This is a genomic window from Ruegeria sp. HKCCA4633 (assembly GCF_013034605.1).
Taxonomy (GTDB): Bacteria; Pseudomonadota; Alphaproteobacteria; order Rhodobacterales; family Rhodobacteraceae; genus Ruegeria.
Genome location: NZ_WQGJ01000007.1, coordinates 123,999 through 140,446 on the forward strand (window position 1 = coordinate 123,999; position 16,448 = coordinate 140,446).

Annotated in this window: 18 protein-coding genes and 1 pseudogene; 9 read left to right on the plus strand and 10 right to left on the minus strand. The window is 57.4% G+C overall.

All coding sequences use genetic code 11. From position 1 onward, the window contains the following. Window positions 1–14 precede the first annotated feature (14 nt). From GOV85_RS16915 to lpxK, 4 genes are read left to right on the plus strand one after another with little or no spacing between them, the layout of a single operon-like run. Entirely contained in the window at window positions 15–1,361 is a 1,347-nt protein-coding gene (locus GOV85_RS16915; protein ID WP_171180301.1) for a TldD/PmbA family protein, read from the plus strand. Further along, window positions 1,348–2,148 carry a 3'(2'),5'-bisphosphate nucleotidase CysQ gene (locus GOV85_RS16920; protein WP_171180303.1) on the plus strand — a complete coding sequence of 267 codons (801 nt, stop codon included), beginning with the start codon at window positions 1,348–1,350 and terminating at the stop codon, window positions 2,146–2,148. Before GOV85_RS16915 ends, GOV85_RS16920 begins: the two co-directional genes overlap by 14 nt. Beyond that, window positions 2,145–3,383: a 3-deoxy-D-manno-octulosonic acid transferase gene (locus GOV85_RS16925; RefSeq protein WP_171180305.1), complete on the plus strand. Its 1,239-nt coding sequence runs from the start codon at window positions 2,145–2,147 to the stop codon at window positions 3,381–3,383. Before GOV85_RS16920 ends, GOV85_RS16925 begins: the two co-directional genes overlap by 4 nt. After that, window positions 3,370–4,371, plus strand: coding sequence for a tetraacyldisaccharide 4'-kinase (lpxK, locus tag GOV85_RS16930; protein WP_171180307.1), 1,002 nt, complete (start codon window positions 3,370–3,372; stop codon window positions 4,369–4,371). The genes GOV85_RS16925 and lpxK overlap by 14 nt, the downstream gene beginning before the upstream one ends. Before the next feature lie 37 nt (window positions 4,372–4,408). On the opposite strand, the gene GOV85_RS16935 is transcribed toward lpxK, so the two are convergent. Next, complete coding sequence (locus GOV85_RS16935) at window positions 4,409–5,071, minus strand: DsbA family protein (protein ID WP_171180309.1); 663 nt, start codon at window positions 5,069–5,071, stop codon at window positions 4,409–4,411. Window positions 5,072–5,084: 13 nt separating this feature from the next. After that, window positions 5,085–5,591, minus strand: a complete 507-nt coding sequence (locus GOV85_RS16940; RefSeq protein ID WP_171180311.1) for a DUF721 domain-containing protein — start codon at window positions 5,589–5,591, stop codon at window positions 5,085–5,087. 81 nt (window positions 5,592–5,672) lie between these two features. Here GOV85_RS16940 and mutY point away from each other — a divergent pair, with 81 nt between their 5' ends. Then, window positions 5,673–6,728: an A/G-specific adenine glycosylase gene (gene mutY, locus GOV85_RS16945; RefSeq protein WP_171180313.1), complete on the plus strand. Its 1,056-nt coding sequence runs from the start codon at window positions 5,673–5,675 to the stop codon at window positions 6,726–6,728. Between the two features lie 61 nt (window positions 6,729–6,789). Then, a complete protein-coding gene (locus GOV85_RS16950) occupies window positions 6,790–7,926 on the plus strand; it encodes an alkane 1-monooxygenase (protein ID WP_171180315.1) in 1,137 nt (378 codons plus the stop codon). A 79-nt stretch (window positions 7,927–8,005) separates the two neighbouring features. On the opposite strand, the gene GOV85_RS16955 is transcribed toward GOV85_RS16950, so the two are convergent. From GOV85_RS16955 to GOV85_RS16970, 4 genes are all read right to left on the minus strand, one after another. Continuing rightward, window positions 8,006–9,388, minus strand: coding sequence for an adenylate/guanylate cyclase domain-containing protein (locus GOV85_RS16955; protein WP_171180317.1), 1,383 nt, complete (start codon window positions 9,386–9,388; stop codon window positions 8,006–8,008). Between the two features lie 140 nt (window positions 9,389–9,528). Then, window positions 9,529–10,629: a site-specific DNA-methyltransferase gene (locus GOV85_RS16960; protein ID WP_171180319.1), complete on the minus strand. Its 1,101-nt coding sequence runs from the start codon at window positions 10,627–10,629 to the stop codon at window positions 9,529–9,531. A 107-nt stretch (window positions 10,630–10,736) separates the two neighbouring features. Continuing rightward, window positions 10,737–11,354, minus strand: a complete 618-nt coding sequence (locus GOV85_RS16965; RefSeq protein ID WP_171180419.1) for a ribonuclease HII — start codon at window positions 11,352–11,354, stop codon at window positions 10,737–10,739. 109 nt (window positions 11,355–11,463) lie between these two features. Next, complete coding sequence (locus GOV85_RS16970; RefSeq protein ID WP_171180321.1) at window positions 11,464–11,922, minus strand: hypothetical protein; 459 nt, start codon at window positions 11,920–11,922, stop codon at window positions 11,464–11,466. A gap of 176 nt (window positions 11,923–12,098) precedes the next feature. On the opposite strand from GOV85_RS16970, the gene GOV85_RS16975 reads away from it, so the two are divergent. The 3 genes from GOV85_RS16975 to GOV85_RS16985 all read left to right on the plus strand — a co-directional run bounded on the left by GOV85_RS16975 (window position 12,099) and on the right by GOV85_RS16985 (window position 14,740). Next, window positions 12,099–12,386 carry a hypothetical protein gene (locus tag GOV85_RS16975; protein ID WP_171180322.1) on the plus strand — a complete coding sequence of 96 codons (288 nt, stop codon included), beginning with the start codon at window positions 12,099–12,101 and terminating at the stop codon, window positions 12,384–12,386. Further along, on the plus strand, window positions 12,358–13,059 hold the full coding sequence (locus GOV85_RS16980) for a helix-turn-helix domain-containing protein (protein ID WP_171180324.1): 702 nt from the start codon (window positions 12,358–12,360) through the stop codon (window positions 13,057–13,059). Before GOV85_RS16975 ends, GOV85_RS16980 begins: the two co-directional genes overlap by 29 nt. A gap of 106 nt (window positions 13,060–13,165) precedes the next feature. Further along, window positions 13,166–14,740, plus strand: coding sequence for a DUF427 domain-containing protein (locus GOV85_RS16985; RefSeq protein ID WP_171180326.1), 1,575 nt, complete (start codon window positions 13,166–13,168; stop codon window positions 14,738–14,740). A gap of 80 nt (window positions 14,741–14,820) precedes the next feature. Here the strand turns inward: GOV85_RS16985 and GOV85_RS21630 are convergent, their stop codons facing one another. The 4 genes and pseudogenes from GOV85_RS21630 to flaF form a co-directional block, all read right to left on the minus strand. Beyond that, the gene (locus tag GOV85_RS21630; RefSeq protein ID WP_348540232.1) at window positions 14,821–15,060 is read right to left on the minus strand and encodes a DUF1217 domain-containing protein; all 240 of its coding nucleotides are present in this window, start codon (window positions 15,058–15,060) and stop codon (window positions 14,821–14,823) included. Between the two features lie 67 nt (window positions 15,061–15,127). Then, window positions 15,128–15,616, minus strand: a pseudogene (locus GOV85_RS21635) (DUF1217 domain-containing protein); the annotation flags it as partial. Further along, on the minus strand, window positions 15,613–16,014 hold the full coding sequence (flbT, locus tag GOV85_RS16995; RefSeq protein ID WP_171180328.1) for a flagellar biosynthesis repressor FlbT: 402 nt from the start codon (window positions 16,012–16,014) through the stop codon (window positions 15,613–15,615). The gene flbT and the pseudogene GOV85_RS21635, both read right to left, overlap by 4 nt. Then, on the minus strand, window positions 16,014–16,388 hold the full coding sequence (gene flaF / locus GOV85_RS17000) for a flagellar biosynthesis regulator FlaF (protein ID WP_171180330.1): 375 nt from the start codon (window positions 16,386–16,388) through the stop codon (window positions 16,014–16,016). Before flaF ends, flbT begins: the two co-directional genes overlap by 1 nt. Window positions 16,389–16,448 lie beyond the last annotated feature (60 nt).

Sequence of the window (16,448 nt, forward strand, 5' to 3'; positions counted from 1 at the left end):
AACCCGGAGGCCTTATGACCCGCACACCAGAAGAAATCAGCCAGCAATTGCTTGATGTGGCCCGCAAAGCAGGCGCAGAGGCGGCGGATACCATCGTGCTTGACGGCTCCTCGGTTGCGGTCGAGGTGCGGGGCGGCGCGCTGGAACATGCAGAACGCTCGGAAGGCACGGATTTGGGGTTGCGGGTATTTCTGGGTAAACGGTCTGCCATCGTGTCCAGCTCCGACAGCCGCCCGGAAACCCTGCACGCTATGGCGGAACGCGCCGTTGCCATGGCCAAAGAAGCCCCCGAAGACCCGTATTCTGGACTGGCTGATCGCGAGCAGCTTCTGAGCAACTGGGATGCGCAGTCACTGGAACTCATTGACCCGACCCCGGCCCCATCTGCCGAAACCCTGATGCAGGATGCACTGGCAGCCGAAGCTGCGGCATTGGCTGTATCAGGTGTCACTCAGGTCTCAGATGCGGCTGCGAGCTATGGAACCCACCGCGTGCATCTGGCCGCCACAAACGGCTTTTCCGGCGGCTATGAGCGCAGCAGCCGGTCAGTGTCTTGCGTTGCGATCTCGGGCGAAGGCACCGGGATGGAACGGGAATATGACGGCGACAGTCGGACGTTTCAATCCGACCTGCGCAGCGCGGTTGAGATCGGGCGCACCGCAGGTAAGCGCGCCGTGCAGCAGGTGGGCGCGCGCAAACCTGAGACAGGTAGTTTCCCTGTGTTGTTCGATGAACGCATCTCGTCTTCACTGATCGGCCATCTGCTGGCCGCAAGCAATGGTGCGGCGATCGCACGGGGAGCGTCTTGGCTCAAGGATTGCTTGGGGCAAGAGGTTCTGCCCGCGCATTTGTCGCTGATCGAAGACCCGCACCGCCCGCGCATCTCTGGCTCTCGCCCTTTTGATGCCGAGGGTTTGCCGACACAACGCAGGGCAATTGTTGAAAACGGTGTCCTCACCGGGTGGACGCTGGATCTGTCCAGCGCGCGCAAGCTGGACATGGTGTCGACAGGCAACGCTGCCCGTGGCGTGTCCGGCCCGCCTTCTCCCAGCAACTGGAACCTCAGCCTGACGCAGGGCGACAAAAGCCGCGCTGATCTGGTGCGTGATATGGGTACCGGCTTGCTGGTCACATCCATGATCGGGTCGACGATCAACCCCAACACCGGTGACTATTCACGCGGGGCTTCTGGGTTCTGGGTGGAAAACGGCGAGATCAAACATCCGGTCAATGAATGCACTATCGCAGGTAATTTGCGCGACATGTTGCGACGGATTATTCCGGCGAATGACGCCCGCCCATATCTGTCACGCGTGGTCCCCTCGTTGCTGATCGAAGGAATGTCACTTGCCGGCAACTGACCTGTCCCTGCTCATTGACGCAGCACTCGAGGCCGGCAAGATCGCCACACGATATTCCGGGACGCAAGCGCAGCGCTGGGATAAACCCGATGGCGCCGGTCCAGTGACCGAGGCCGATTTGGCCGTGAACGCAATGCTTGAGGATCGGCTGCGTGCCGCACGACCGGGGTATGGCTGGTTGAGCGAGGAGTCCGAGGACACGTCCGAGCGGCTGGAACGCCGCAACGCCTTCATCATCGATCCGATTGACGGCACTCGCAGCTTTGCCGAGGGTGCGCGCACATGGGCGCATTCGATCGCCGTCGCCGATGAAGGCAAAGTGACGGCCGCTGTCATCTATTTGCCGATGCGGAATTTGCTTTATGCTGCCGCCCGGGGAATGGGGGCAACGCTGAATGGTGAGGAAATCAAAACCTCGGCCTATGTCGACTTGCAGCAATCGGAAGTTCTGGCAGCTAAGCCGAATCTCGATACACGGCACTGGCGCGACGGGCATGTACCCGACTTCGGGCGCGCATATCGCCCGTCTCTGGCCTATCGCATGGCTCTGGTTGGACAGGGGCGGTTTGACGCGATGCTGACTTTGCGCCCAAGCTGGGAATGGGACATTGCCGCCGGTGATCTGATTATCCAAGAGGCCGGTGGCGTGTGTACTGACCGGGCTGGGCAATCTTTGGTGTTCAACAACGCCACTCCTCGGCTGAACGGAGTAATCGCAGCGAACGCGGCGCTGCATGAAGAGCTTTCAAAACGGCTGGATCCGAGCGGACCCGGGATTGAGGCATGAGCAAGCCGGGATCCCTGAGCTTGGCGGCCTACAGGGTTCTGTCCTGGGGAATGCGCAACACCGTCGGTCAGCGCATCGACCTGCCTCGTCCTGAAGGTGAGTTGCTCTGGATTCAAGTCGCCACACCGGGTCACTTGCGCGCTGTGAGCGACTTTTGCCAACGCTTGCTTCAGGTTCGATCCGAACTGAGCTTTGTCCTGACCGGTCCACCGGACGCAGATCTGGACAGTTGGCCAGGTTGTGATTTCCATCTGACCAACCTGCCTCAGGACCAAAGCGGGGCTGTGCGTGGTTTCCTGGAGCATTGGCATCCGACAATGGGTCTTTGGGTCGGCGGTGATCTGAAGCCCAACATTTTGATCCGAGCAAGTGATCAGGACATCCCGCTGATTTTATTCGATGCCGAATTCAGCGTCTCCTTGCCGCGAAGTGCACGTTGGTTACCGGACATCACCCGGGCAACCTTTGACTGTTTTCAAGAAATCATGGCGGCATCGCCAGAGACTGCACGCCATATACGCAGACTTGGTGTTCAATCGTCCAAGGTCCACGAGGCTCCACCCCTGCGTATCAGCCCGAACCCGCGACCCTGGCCCGAAGACGAGTTGATTGAAACCAACCACACCCTTGCAGGGCGTCCGGTTTGGCTGGCGGCTTGGGTACAAGACAAAGAATTCATTTCGGTTCTAACGGCCCATCGGCAGGTGCTTCGGATGCTGCACCGTCTTGTTCTGGTTCTGCATGTCGCTGACGAAACGGAAGCAGGGCCGCTAAAGCGGCGGCTTGAGACCATGGATTTGCGTTGCGTCAATTGGGACGACGGCGACGAAATCGAAGACAGCACCCAAGTGATCCTGACCGCTGACCCAGAAAACCTGGGCCTTTGGTGCCGTGTATCCGCTGTGACCTTTATGGCCAGCTCTCTGGAACGTGGCGCCGGTGGGCGTGATCCGTCCGAGTCTATTGCATTGGGGTCAGCCATCATTCACGGACCCTTTGTGCACCGCCATGACGCGCTGTATTCTCAGCTGCAGCGGGCGGGCGCTGCGAAACAGGTCAAGACAGCGACTGAATTGGGGGATGCGCTTATCGAACTTTTGGCACCGGATCTTGCGGCCGGGATGGCGCTGGCGGGATGGCAGATGATAACCGAAGGCGCGCCGCAGGCGGACGCCCTGATCGACATGGTGCAGGATATTCTGGATCAACGGAGTGCAGAACGTGCGGGCACCTGATTTCTGGAACACTTCCCCCGAGCAACGGGATCTGAGAGCGCGCCTTCTGGCGCCGCTCGGTCACCTCTATGCGGCAGCAACAGCCCGCCGGATCGCTTCGCAAACTGGTGCGCAGCCCGGGGTACCAGTGATCTGTATCGGCAACCTAAATGCAGGTGGTACCGGCAAGACTCCCACGGTGATTTGGACGCTCGAACAACTAAGAAACGCATGGCATGAGCCGCATGTCGTCACGCGTGGGCACGGGGGGGCTTTGGAAGGCCCGGTGCAGGTCGACCCGGCCAAACACACAGCCGCCGAGGTCGGAGATGAGCCGCTGCTGCTGGCAATGTTCGGCGAGGTTTGGGTGGCCAAGGACCGGGCTGCAGGCGCACGTGCGGCTGCGGCTGCAGGCGCGACCGTGATTGTTCTGGATGACGGGTTCCAAAACCCTTCGGTCAGCAAGGATTTCTCGGTTATAGTCGTCGACGCGCAGCGCGGGTTTGGAAACGGCTTGTGTCTGCCCGCCGGTCCCTTGCGCGAACCCGTGGATGTGGGCCTGAAACGCGCCGATCTGGTTTTGTCGCTTGGCGACGAGACCGCACAAAAGACCTTTGTTGAACAATGGCAAGACCACCTGACGGTGCCTCATGTCACCGGGGCAATCGAACCACTGCAGACAGGTATGGACTGGACAGGAACCCGGGCGCTGGCCTTTGCCGGTATCGGACACCCGGAAAAGTTCTTTCAAACTCTGCGCCGTATGGGTGCCGATTTGATTCGGGCCGAAGCATTGGACGATCACCAGCCCCTAACCCAGGGCTTGATGACCCGGCTGGAAAACGACGCACGCGCTCTGGGTGCTCAGATGGTGACCACAGAAAAAGACGCCGTGCGCCTGCCACCTGCATTCCGAAGTAAGGTGATCACGCTGCCGGTCCGGCTTCAGATACCGGAAGGCGAAAAGTTCAAAGAGATGCTGTTGAACGCGGCCCCGTCACCTAAGTAGATCCGGCCGACCCCATCGGGAGCCGACCGGCAAAAGATCAGCTGCCAAGCTCGGCTTCGATAAGCTTTTTGAAATCCGCGTAGGATTGATTGTCGACCTTCTTGCCATTCACGATGAAGGACGGGGTGGCTTGAATGCCGTCACGCTCAGCGTTTTCCTGGTACCACGCAGCCAGTGTACGCGCCTTGGTGCCGTCTTGCAGACATGCTTCCAGCTGATCGCCGTCGATCCCGGCCAAACGGCCGATCTTGCGCAGCTCGTCAACGATCTCAGCCGGACCGCCCGCGCGTGTCCAATCGGACTGCTTCTCGTAGATCACGTCGGTGAGGCCAAAGAACTTTTCGGGTCCGGCGCAGCGTGCGACCATCGACGCCCACAGACCGTAGCGGTCAAAATAAACCTCACGATAGGTAAACTTGACCTTTCCGGTATCGATAAAGTCTTTCTTGAGCTGCTTGTACGCGCCCTGATGAAAACTCGCACAATGCGGGCAGGTGAAAGAAGCATATTCGATGATCTCGACCGGTGCGTCTTCGGCACCCTGCACCATTTCGATAACGGTCGAGGTATCAATCTCAGCCTCCTGCGCCTCAGCAGTGCTCACCAACAGGTTGGACGAATTGGAATTTGACAGCGACAGCCAATAGCCTCCAGCGGCTACGGCGACGGCCGCACAGATTACGGTTGCAATACGGCTCATTCTCGGCCCTTTCTCAGCGTTTCTGTTTGGATAAAACGTTGCAAGCGAGACGTTCAAGGGCTGCGCGCAAATCTTCATCATTCACGTCGCGTGACACTTTGTCGGCTTCGGCGGCAACGTCTGGAGCAATCTGGTGTTTTGCCTGCTTCGGCTTGTGGTCGAAACTGGCCTGCCCCTCGGCAAATCCGGTCGGAGCGGTCTGGGTGATGCGGATGCGGCTGATGGCGTTGTATCCGTAAACCGCGTTGACCTTACCGCGCAGTTGTTCCTTCTGCATTTCCAGCATCGGTGCCTGCGGGCCGGTGGTCAGCACGGTCAGGGTCGCACCAAAGCCGCCCTTGCCATAGCCCACATTGACCGGACGCGCGATGGCAGCGGTGTCCTGACCTACAATCTCGGCCCAATGGGTCAACAACCGCGACACGGCAAAGCCACGGCTTTCACCGGCGCGCCGGATCTGATCATTCAGCAAGGACGCGGTGCGTTTGAACCCGCGGGTCGAGGAACGTCTGCGTTGCATCTGGTTTCTCACTCCTACACCGCTATTGTAATAGGCAGACCATCGGGTGCCAGCGAAACCCGACAAGGAGATGAATAAAACTTGCGTGACTCCCCTGATTTCACCGTCGGCACCCCGCTTTTGGAGTGGTATAACCGCCATGCTCGCGACATGCCATGGCGCGTCAGCCCTGCGGATCGGGCGGTCGGGGTGCGCCCTGACCCCTATCGGGTCTGGCTATCCGAAGTGATGTTGCAGCAAACCACCGTGGCGGCAGTGCGGGACTACTTCCTGCGTTTCACAACCCGCTGGCCAACAGTTCACGCGCTGGCCGCAGCGCCGGATGAACAGGTGATGGGGGAATGGGCTGGGCTTGGATATTATGCCCGCGCCCGCAACCTGTTGAAATGCGCCCGTGCTGTGGCGCAAGACCACGATGGCCAGTTTCCTGATTCCCATGATGCGCTGCTGAAACTTCCCGGCATTGGCCCTTATACCGCCGCTGCGATCTCGGCCATTGCATTTGATCAGCCCGAAACAGTGCTGGATGGCAATGTCGAACGGGTCATGGCCCGGTTTTATGACATCCACGATCCTTTGCCAGGGTCTAAACCTTTGCTGAAAGAAAAAGCCGAGGCCCTGACGCCGACCACGCGACCCGGTGACTATGCTCAGGCGGTTATGGATCTGGGGGCCACGATCTGCACGCCGAAATCTCCGGCCTGCGGCATATGTCCGTTGCGTGACCCCTGTCAGGGCCGCATCGCGGGTACCATGATCGACTTGCCCCGAAAGACACCGAAAAAACCCAAACCCACCCGCTATGGCCACGTCTATATTGCGCGTAAGGCAGACGGGGCCATGGTGCTGGAACGCAGACCGGACAAGGGGCTGCTGGGCGGAATGCTAGGCTGGCCCGGATCAGAGTGGAACGATGCCCCAACCGAACGCGCCCCGTTCCCGGCAGAGTGGACGATCCTGCCCGCAGAAGTGCGCCATACCTTTACGCATTTCCATTTGATTCTCAGAGTTTGGACTGTCGATCTAGAAGATCAATTCGTGCCCGAACACCTAACCGTGCTAGACAAGCACAGTTTCAAACCCAGCGACCTGCCGACAGTGATGCGCAAAGCCTACGATCTGTGGAGAGAACGTTAAGACCGCTGTGCAATCCGCCGGGTCGCGGATAGGCTAGGCCCATAACGTCGGAGCAGAAAAAATGATCGCAACAGGCACATTGTCCCGCTGGCAATCCGCCTCCCCTTTCTGGGTGTCCCTGCTGTTGATCCCGTTGATCTGGTTCACCGCAATTGCCGGAGGCTGGTGGGTCCTGTTGATCCCACTTTCAACGTGGTGGGCTTTTGCGGTTCTGGACCGGATCACCGGCCTGAACGAGCAAAACGCCGATCCGGAGACATCTGAAGATGTGTTGCGCTGGTACATCCTGCTGACCAAGCTTTGGGTGCCGCTCCAATTCCTGACGCTCTTTGGCCTGATCTGGTATGCAACCCACACCAACCACCTGTCGACGCCCGCAAAGATTGGCCTGTTTTTCGGTATGGGCGTCCTGTCCGGTACAATCGGGATCAACTACAGTCACGAGCTTATGCACCAGAAAAGTCGGGGCGAGCGATGGCTGGGGGATATCCTTCTTGCCATGGTGCTGTATTCGCATTTCCGGTCCGAACATCTACTGGTCCATCACCGTTACGTGGGCACACCACGCGATCCGGTGACAGCCCGTTACAACGAAGGGTTCCACCGCTTTTATCCCCGCGTTCTATGGCAATGCCTGATGTCAGCCTTCAACGCCGAACGCGACAAGCTGGCTCGCAAAGACCGGCCATGGACGGATCGTTCCAACCCGTTTTGGCGATACTGGGCCCTGCAAGGCGCGATGCTGGCGCTGGCTGCGCTGATCGGAGGGTGGGCTGGTTTGGCCCTGTTTCTGCTGCAAGCCGGTGTCGCGATCTGGCAGCTTGAGCTGGTCAACTACGTCGAACACTACGGCCTGACCCGAAAACATCTGGGCGACGGGCGGTACGAACATGTCTTGCCGCGCCATTCCTGGAATGCGGCGCATAAGGCGTCAAACTGGTTGCTGATCAATCTGCAGCGCCATTCCGACCATCACTATAAACCCAACCGCCGGTTTCCGCTGTTGCAACATCACAGACCGGAATCAGCCCCGCAATTGCCATATGGCTATCCGGTGATGACAGTCGCAGCGATGATCCCTCCGCTTTGGCGGCGGGTGATGAACCCGCGTGTTCGGGAATGGCGACGCCATTATTACCCCGAGATTAAGGACTGGCACCCCTACAACAAGGCTTTGAACCCGATGCCCAAAGCGTGACCGCAGCGCGCGTCTGCGCGCTGTCTGGCCCAACTGTCAGCACGGCATCTTCGATGCTGTTCTGATGGGCGGGAGGGTTTCAGTTCTTCATCACCCAGATATTCATCGGCGTCTCTACCCCGCGGACAGATTGATCGCGATGTGCAGTGAAACCTTCCATCGCGCCTGGCACAGTGGGGTTTTCTTCGGCCACCCGTTCCCGCACAGCATCGCTGACAACTATGTTTGCCTGAAACTCGCGCGTCAGAGCTTCCAGCTTGGCAGCCACATTGACCGCATCACCGATCACTGCAAATTCCAGCCGGTTGGCGCCAATATCCCCCAAAACGACCGAGCCATAGTGCACCCCAATCCCAACTTGGATTTCAGGTTCTCCGGCACGCCGACGATCCAGATTCCAGCGGTCGATCACCTTCACCATCGCGCGCGCGCAGCCCAAGGCATTGCTCGCATCCAATGGCGTCGGCACTGGCGTACCAAAAGTCGCCATCAAGCCATCGCCTAGGTATTTGTCCAGGGTTCCGTGGTGCCGGAACACCTCAGTCTCCATTCGGGCGTGGAAACCTCGCAGCACCTCGATGACCTCATAAGGATCACGCCCGGCGGCGTATTTGGTGAAACCCACGATGTCGATGAACAAGACCGCCACGTTCTCTTTGCGGACCTGCTTCAGCGGTTCGTCATTCTGGCTGAGCTCATCCACCACGTTAGGTGAGAAATATCGCGACAGGTTGGCCCGTTCCCGTTCCAAACCGGCATTGCTCATCAGCAGCTGATTGAGGCGCCGCATCGAGATGCCCAGCGTCACCGCAACCATGATGAAAACGATCACCTGCTGAACACGTTGAGGTGCCATGAAACTGTTGGGATCCAGCAATTCCGCCGCATCCGGATACCCTTGCAAGGCCGTCGCAACCTTTTCGCTGATCCCCGGAATTGGGGTGGCCACCCACCATGCAATGATCCAGCCCGCCGTCCACATCATCGCGGTCCAGGAGCCGATGGCAATCACCGTGCGCCAGGAATAGGCCAGAGTCCCAGCAGCAAGAATGATGAAGAAATATTGGAAGTTATCGAACCGATATTGCATCGCCAACGGTCGAACATCTTCGCTGAACGGGTTAGGCACAATCATTCCAAGCGTCATGATCAGCAGGTCGACAAAGATCAGCAACAACTCGACCCGCGACTGCCCGACGCGACCCGCTCGGCGGATCAGCCACCCGTTGGCGCAGATCAGCAACAGGATAAAGTGATACCAAAGCACTTCCCACTGCGGGTTCAGGAAAATCAGAAGAACCCCAGTCAGCGCCATCGCCACCCAACGGGCACGCACGGCCAGTTCCAACCCTTCGCGCTTGTGCCGTTCTAACGCCGCCTCGGTATACTTGTTGTCCAGATCGTATGTATCAGGCTGTGTAAAAAACAGGCTGCGGCGGGGCTGCGCGGTCGTCTCGGTCATGGCCGTGATCTTTCTTGCAGTGTCAGGGTCACTGTCATGCAACCACTGTTGATGCCAAAACAAAAGACCCCGCCGTAGGATCGGCGGGGCAAGGCTTAGTGCCTTGTGTCAGGCCACAGGCACCGGCGGTGTTCGTGAAATCAGTTCATCTCGGCCCGGATCTGCTGACGCAGAACGTCGATCGGAACCGTTTTTCCATCACGCTTGAAGCACCAGTATGTCCAGCCGTTGCAAGATGGAGCGTTTTCCAGATGTGCGCCAACCTGATGGATCGAGCCTTTGACGTTTTGACCGACCAGCGTGCCATCGGCGCGCACTTTGGCCTTGTGGCGCTGGTTCATGGAATAGAGTTCTTCGCCCGGTCTCAGCATTCCACGCTCGACCAGTTGGCCAAAGGGTACGCGCGGTTCGGCGCGTTTGCTGGCGCTGACTTCCAGCGCTTCGCGGTCGAACTTGCGCACCTTGGCGATGCGTTTCGCGGCCACTTTGCGATAGCTTTCCTCACGCTCGATTCCGATGAACTCGCGACCCAGCATTTTGGCGACTGCACCGGTTGTACCTGTGCCAAAGAACGGATCCAAAATCACATCGCCCGGATTGGTCGAGCCAATCAACACGCGGTGCAGCAGCGACTCCGGCTTTTGCGTCGGATGCGCTTTGTCGCCGTTTTCGTCCTTCAGACGCTCATGCCCGGTGCAGATCGGCAGCACCCAGTCGCTGCGCATTTGCACGCCTTCGTTCAGCGCTTTCAAAGCTTCATAGTTGAACGTGTATTTCGCACCTTCGAGCTTGCTGGCCCAGATCATAGTCTCATGCGCGTTGGTAAAGCGCTTGCCCCGGAAATTCGGCATGGGATTCGACTTGCGCCATACAACGTCGTTCAAAATCCAGTACCCCGCGTCCTGCAGGGCCGAGCCCACGCGGAAGATGTTGTGATAAGATCCAATAACCCAGATCGCACCGTTTGGCTTCAGCAGACGGTGTGCCGCCTTAAGCCATTCGCGCGTGAACTGGTCATAGGCCCCAAAGCTGGAAAACTGATCCCAGTGATCATCAACCGCATCCACCTGAGAGTTATCCGGGCGGTGCAACTGGCCTTTCAACTGCAGATTATAGGGCGGATCCGCGAAAATCAGGTCAACCGACGCCTCGGGCAGACTGTTCATCACTTCGATGCAGTCCCCGGAAAGAATCGTGTTTAAAGGGAGCGCTTTTGCGCCCTTTTTGGTGGTCGTTGTCATATCACTGCCTCAAGTATCCACGGCGCTTTTGCGCTCATTTGGTTGAGACAAGGATGAGTCAAAGACGATTCGCCGTCAATTTCTTTTTTGAATCAGCAACTTACGATTTACTCTTGATACAAGATATTGTGCACCGGTTTGAACGAACGTCTATGGTGTGGGGTCACGCCAAGATTTTGCAGCGCTTCTTTGTGTTGTTTTGACGGATAACCGGCGTTGGTTTCCCATCCATAACCCGGATGCTGTTGCGCCAAATCCACCATCACCTGATCCCGCCAGTTTTTCGCAAGGATCGAAGCAGCTGCAATCGACACCGAACGGGCATCCCCCTTCACGACGGCCTGCGACGGGTTTTTCATGCCACGCGGAATCATGTTGCCGTCGATCAGCAGGAAATCAGGGGCAGGTGTCAGTGCCTCAACCGCGCGAACCATCGCCAAATGCGAAGCCCTCAGGATGTTAATCTCGTCAATCTCGGCAACGGTCGCTTCGGCAATGGCAAATGCAGCGCTGGAGCGAATCTCTGCGTCCAGTGCGGCCCGGCGTTTTGCGGTCAGCTTCTTTGAATCATTCAGCCCGTCGGGAATATCCTGCGGATTCAGAATCACGGCTGCAGCCACAACAGGCCCGGCCAAAGGGCCACGCCCGACCTCATCCACTCCGGCGATACGAATATGGCCCCGCTCCAGCAGCGCCTGCTCAAGTTCGAAATTCGGCTTTGTCATTTCACTGGAAAAACGTGTTTCACGCGACACCGCAAGAAAAAAGAGAGGGTGGCCCAAACCACCCTCTCTAACACGACGCTTCATGGGCGCCGCTCCTGCTCGACCGATGTTACTGATAAACGACGCGGTATCCTTTCTGGCGCAGGCATGCAGGCTCATATGCCCGCTTAACCTTTTTGCCGTTCCAGAAACCAACCTTGCACTCTTTCGGCAGGCTATGGGCATGTTTGTAGTGCTTCTTCAGGCACTTCGGACCAAGCAACAAATGGTCCTGTGAATACCCGTTATACTTGCGCAGGCAGCGCTGCGGCAGATCGTACCGCGCCACGCGCGGCGGCAACGGGCGCACGGGCTGTGGCTTGTAGGGTTTCGGGTTATATGCCTGATAACGAGCCGCCCGGTCTTTGTGCTTTTCTTTGTTATAATAATGAACTCCCGCGCCGATGATCGCGATGGCCGCCAGGCCACCCAGAATGTCCTTGGCATCCGCCGCCTTCGCCTGAGAAGCCGAGACACCAGTAATGGCAACAGCGGTCGCAATGATCAGAGCGATGAATTTCTTATGCATGATGCGCATCCTTTTCGTTGATTGGGCGACCGTATGACGGACCGCGTCCAGACTGCCCTGACACTGGGGGCGGTGGGTCCAGACAGGCAATAACAGCCCTGTGTTATCCGATATCAGAGCCCGCAAACCCCTTGGGTTATTGAATATCGCGGCAACTCATGCGCAGGATGCGACCTATGAAACAGATCCTCTCTTCTCTGACCTTTGCGGCCCTGATATCGCTTGGTTCTGCCGTGTCTGCGGCGGATTGCTATGCGGATTACAAGGCCAAGAAAGACAACCCGCTGCGCCTGCATTACGGGGTCATTCAGGTCTCGGCCTGCGACAAGGGTCGGGCCCGGGCTGAAATCGCACAGCGCCTGAACGCATCGGGGTGGACACTGCTGGAGGTGCAATCCGTTTTTGGGCCAGAAGGGCTGGATCAGAGGAAGGACAATGCCGGACAATTCTATCTCCGTTTCTGATGCGCGCCGGTCGGGCGTCCGGCTGGTTGTGCTGGGCATCGCTGCCATCGTTGCTATCCTGATCACCGCTGCCGTTTTCCTGTTCTGGACGCTGCCAGACGCAAACGCCTTCAACGCGCGGGTCGAACGGCTGTTTGTCGAGGCCGATCTGACCTCGCAAACAGAAATCCGGTTGCTTGAAATACTGGCCCAGTCCGGCACCGCCTTTGCCGACACCTTGTCCAGTTACCGAATGGTCATCTACGTACTACTGGTTTTTGCCAGCGCGATGATGATCTCGGCGCTGGTCTTTCTGGTGATGCTGGTTCTGCTGAACCGACGCATGGCTCAGATCGAACGCACTGGCATTCAGGTGACATCCCTGCTGATCAGTCGCGAAGAAAACACCGTTTACCTCAACAATATGGATTTCAAACTGACGCCCGCCGCCATGGAAACCCTATCCGTTCTGGCGGAATCCCGGCTGGATGACGAGGTTCTGTCCGGTGCCCAGATCGAAGGAATGATTTCCGGTCGCGACGCTGCCGACTGCGAAGAAGCCGCAGGCGCAACGCGGATCAAACGGCTGCGCGACGCGCTTGGAAATCAAATGGTCAGCGAGCTTTTGGTCAAGAATATCGCCAAGAAAGGCTATATGCTGTCGATAGAAAAAGACGTCATTCAGATGGTCTGATCACTTGGAAGCCCTCGCTCGCGTCCGGTAAAATCCAGTTTCAGCCTCTTGGAAAGTGGAATGGGAACGCCCATTCTGAATATACCAAAGGCAAGGGAGGTCGCTTATGAACGTCCACGCCGCACCAAAGTTGAATGGATATGGAATCTCTGTCGAACCTCTGAGCGGCAGGATTGCGATTTACCGCGATGACGTCCTTTTGGCTGAAAGCACAAATGCCAAGGTTATGTATGAAACACGCCTGCCGCCCACGGTTTATGTGCCGCGCGCTGACGTTTGCGTAGATCTGAGCGCTGAAACCGAATTGCAAACTTTTTGCCCGTTCAAAGGCACGGCCACTTATCACGACATTAGCCTGCCCGGTGAAACACTGACCAATTCCGTTTGGGCCTACGAAGACACTTTGCCAGAAAGCAAAGCGATACAAGGCTGCATCGGGTTTACGCCCAGCGCCTATACACGGATAGATTTGGGCGACAACCGCCTGCGCGAAGTTGACGATGGCAACATCAGCGGGCCTCTGATTGATTGGCTGATGCGCGGTGCGTCGACAGCTACGACACCAGAGAGCTTTACAGAAGCTTTGGCTGAAAAAATGCTGGAGCACGGTATCGCGATCCAGCGTCTGAGTATTTTGGCATGGTCCCTACACCCCTTGATCGTGGGCAAGCATTATATCTGGGAAAAAGGCGAAGAAGAGATTCTGACCCGGGCGCCAACATACGAAATCCATGATCACCCGGCCTTCATAAACAGCCCGCTGCGCCACGTCTCGAACGGTTTGGGGGGCGTGCGGCAACGGCTGAACGATGACAACCCGCACAATAGCTTCCCGATCATGGAGGATTTACGGGCCAAAGGGGCGACTGATTACGTTGCAATGCCGCTGCCGTTTTCCGATGGGCGGACAAATGTACTGACACTGACCTGCGATCACCCAGACGGGTTTACGACAGAAAACCTGGGCCTTGTTTTCGAGTGCTCTTCGGTTATCGCGCGCTTCTATGAAGTGTTCATGCAACGAGAAAACGCTCAGGTTTTGTTGGAAACATATGTCGGCAAACGCACGGGTGCCCGTGTTTTAGGAGGAGAGATCCGGCGCGGGGACGGGGATGAGATCGACGCGGCGATCATGTTCTGCGATCTGCGCAACTCGACAAGCCTGGAAGAAAAGCTGGGGCGCAGCGACTACATCAATGTGTTGAATGCGTTCTTTGAAACGGTTTCGGGTATCGTTCATGAAAACGGTGGGGAAGTACTGAAATTTATTGGCGACGCCGTATTGGCCGTCTTTCCAGCTGCGGACGAGAACGCCGCAACCGCACGTATGAACGCACAACTATCGGCGGTCAAAATCGTTGAAACGTTGGGGAAGCTGCGTAAGGACGGCTCTGACACGCATTGTGACTGTTCGATCGGCGTGTCCTACGGGCGCGTGACCTATGGAAATGTGGGTTCACGCGAACGCCTTGATTTCACAGTCATCGGTCAAGCCGCTAATATCGCCGCACGTTTAGGAGAGTTCGGGAAAACCAAAGGGCATCGCATTGTCGTGTCCGAAGATATCGAACCCGCCTGCTCGAACGCTTTGCCTTTGGGTGCGGTAGAGCTGCACAACGTGTCTCAACCTGTTGTGTCATATGCTTTGCGTACGGAGGCGGATGCCATTCTGGACAACTAAAACCCAAGCGAAAATGTTGTCTACAGACAGATGATCCCGATCCGAAATGGGGCGGTCCAACTTTGGGTCAAACACTTTTTCTAACCAGCCCCGAGCAGGATCAGAGCCGTCTGCCCCGGTGAAATCGTATTCTGAAGCTGCGCAACCTGACTTCGGGCCAAGTAAGTGTCGGTCAGTTGCTCGAGTGCTTTCTGATCCGAAAACTGAGCCAAATCCTCCGACCCCGTCAGCTGCAACAGCCGGTCCTTGAATTCGACCAGTTGTTTGTCGATGTCCAACTGAGCAAAGGACCGAGGCAGGCCAAGCGCTGTTTCCATCATGCTGCGCAAGGGGGGGCAGGCCCATCAGTTCAAACCACTTGGTATCTGCGCTTGACGCCGTATTGGCCAAATCGGCCAGCTCGCGCTGCGCGTAAAGCGAGATACGCATTGTCTCGTCCGAATCGCCTACGGCGACTTCAAACCGTGTCGTCACATTGGCCTTAGCAATCTTTTCCATGTTGGTTTTCAACGCTGTTTTACGAACGTCCCCGGGCCCAAACCCGAAAGCGTCTGAGAACTCTCGATACCGTTTGTCCGCCAGACGGTTGGACAAAGCGTCATTGGCCTGCGTTCCGTCCTCAAGGATTTTGCGGACAAAAAACCGATTGTCCAAATCGCCTTCTAATCCAAACGCGCCCAAGGCGACCTGCAACAACCTGCGATCCGACACCAGCTGTTCTGCAGATTCCACCTTGCCGATATTCTCAAGAAAATACCGCGTCTCCCGCTCATTCACCAAGGAAGACGAGAAACTTTGGAACTGATTGTCGTACGTACGCTGAAGAAACCGCCAGCCCACAATTCCACCAGTGGGGATAACTGGCTGAAAGGTCATTGCTGATAGGCCATAAGCCGCTCTTCACGTGGTAGAAGCGAACGGAGGGACTTAAGACATTTGTAGTAATGCTCGGCCACCAAGGCATCTGTGGCCTCAGACAGCACCTTGCGACTGTCCGCATCCGTGAACACCTGGCTCAACTCTTCCACGCTACGCAGCAATTGCTGACGTGCCTGATCCGGCTCCATGTCACCTGACAAAACCAGCTGCGCGGCATAACAGACACGGCGCACAGGCGTATTAACTTCGTCAGGATGGATCGCATCCCGCAGCCGCAGAACGTTTGCCTGTGGCGTCATGATTGAAAACCTGCTCCGACGATCCCCGTTCTCAATAACCACGCCGTTGATAAGTACTCTTTCTTTCGGGGCAAGTTTCAGGACCAAACCGCTCATCAGGTCGCCCCCATTTGACGCAGCCCGCGCAATACGGCCGTGTTGATTTCCAACAGTGGCTCGACCGTTGCGCCGTCTCCCAACACACGACTGCTGTGTTGTTCGGTAAACTCGGCAAGGTAGAATATCCGCGCCCGCAGATCGTTTGGCAAAGCGTTCGCTTTGTCCGCGACGCCTGTTGCCAGCACCCCCCAAAGCCGTCGATTCTCATGAACGGCCTGAACAAACGCCGAGAAATCTGTCGCCTTGCGGGCTGTTGCGGCCTTAAGACGCCGCGTGATCCTGGAAATTGCCTCATATTCGGTATCCCGGGGCGTTCGTGTCGGCGCGGCGGTTTGAGCGAAAGTGCGGTGGGCGAGCGTTTGCGGTATCACTTGAAATCCTTCCAAAGGGCCGTCGTCAGGCGATCAGGGTCGGGGCACGAAAATCACGCC

Coding starts and splice junctions, on each gene's coding strand:
- GOV85_RS16915 (WP_171180301.1), top strand. CDS start 15: ATGACCCGCACACCAGAAGAAATCAGCCAGCAATTGCTTGATGTGGCC.
- GOV85_RS16925 (WP_171180305.1), top strand. CDS start 2,145: ATGAGCAAGCCGGGATCCCTGAGCTTGGCGGCCTACAGGGTTCTGTCC.
- GOV85_RS16935 (WP_171180309.1), bottom strand. CDS start 5,071: ATGAGCCGTATTGCAACCGTAATCTGTGCGGCCGTCGCCGTAGCCGCT.
- GOV85_RS16940 (WP_171180311.1), bottom strand. CDS start 5,591: ATGCAACGCAGACGTTCCTCGACCCGCGGGTTCAAACGCACCGCGTCC.
- GOV85_RS16950 (WP_171180315.1), top strand. CDS start 6,790: ATGATCGCAACAGGCACATTGTCCCGCTGGCAATCCGCCTCCCCTTTC.
- GOV85_RS16955 (WP_171180317.1), bottom strand. CDS start 9,388: ATGACCGAGACGACCGCGCAGCCCCGCCGCAGCCTGTTTTTTACACAG.
- GOV85_RS16960 (WP_171180319.1), bottom strand. CDS start 10,629: ATGACAACGACCACCAAAAAGGGCGCAAAAGCGCTCCCTTTAAACACG.
- GOV85_RS16965 (WP_171180419.1), bottom strand. CDS start 11,354: ATGACAAAGCCGAATTTCGAACTTGAGCAGGCGCTGCTGGAGCGGGGC.
- GOV85_RS16970 (WP_171180321.1), bottom strand. CDS start 11,922: ATGCATAAGAAATTCATCGCTCTGATCATTGCGACCGCTGTTGCCATT.
- GOV85_RS16975 (WP_171180322.1), top strand. CDS start 12,099: ATGAAACAGATCCTCTCTTCTCTGACCTTTGCGGCCCTGATATCGCTT.
- GOV85_RS16980 (WP_171180324.1), top strand. CDS start 12,358: ATGCCGGACAATTCTATCTCCGTTTCTGATGCGCGCCGGTCGGGCGTC.
- GOV85_RS16985 (WP_171180326.1), top strand. CDS start 13,166: ATGAACGTCCACGCCGCACCAAAGTTGAATGGATATGGAATCTCTGTC.
- GOV85_RS21630 (WP_348540232.1), bottom strand. CDS start 15,060: ATGATGGAAACAGCGCTTGGCCTGCCTCGGTCCTTTGCTCAGTTGGAC.
- flbT (WP_171180328.1), bottom strand. CDS start 16,014: ATGAGCGGTTTGGTCCTGAAACTTGCCCCGAAAGAAAGAGTACTTATC.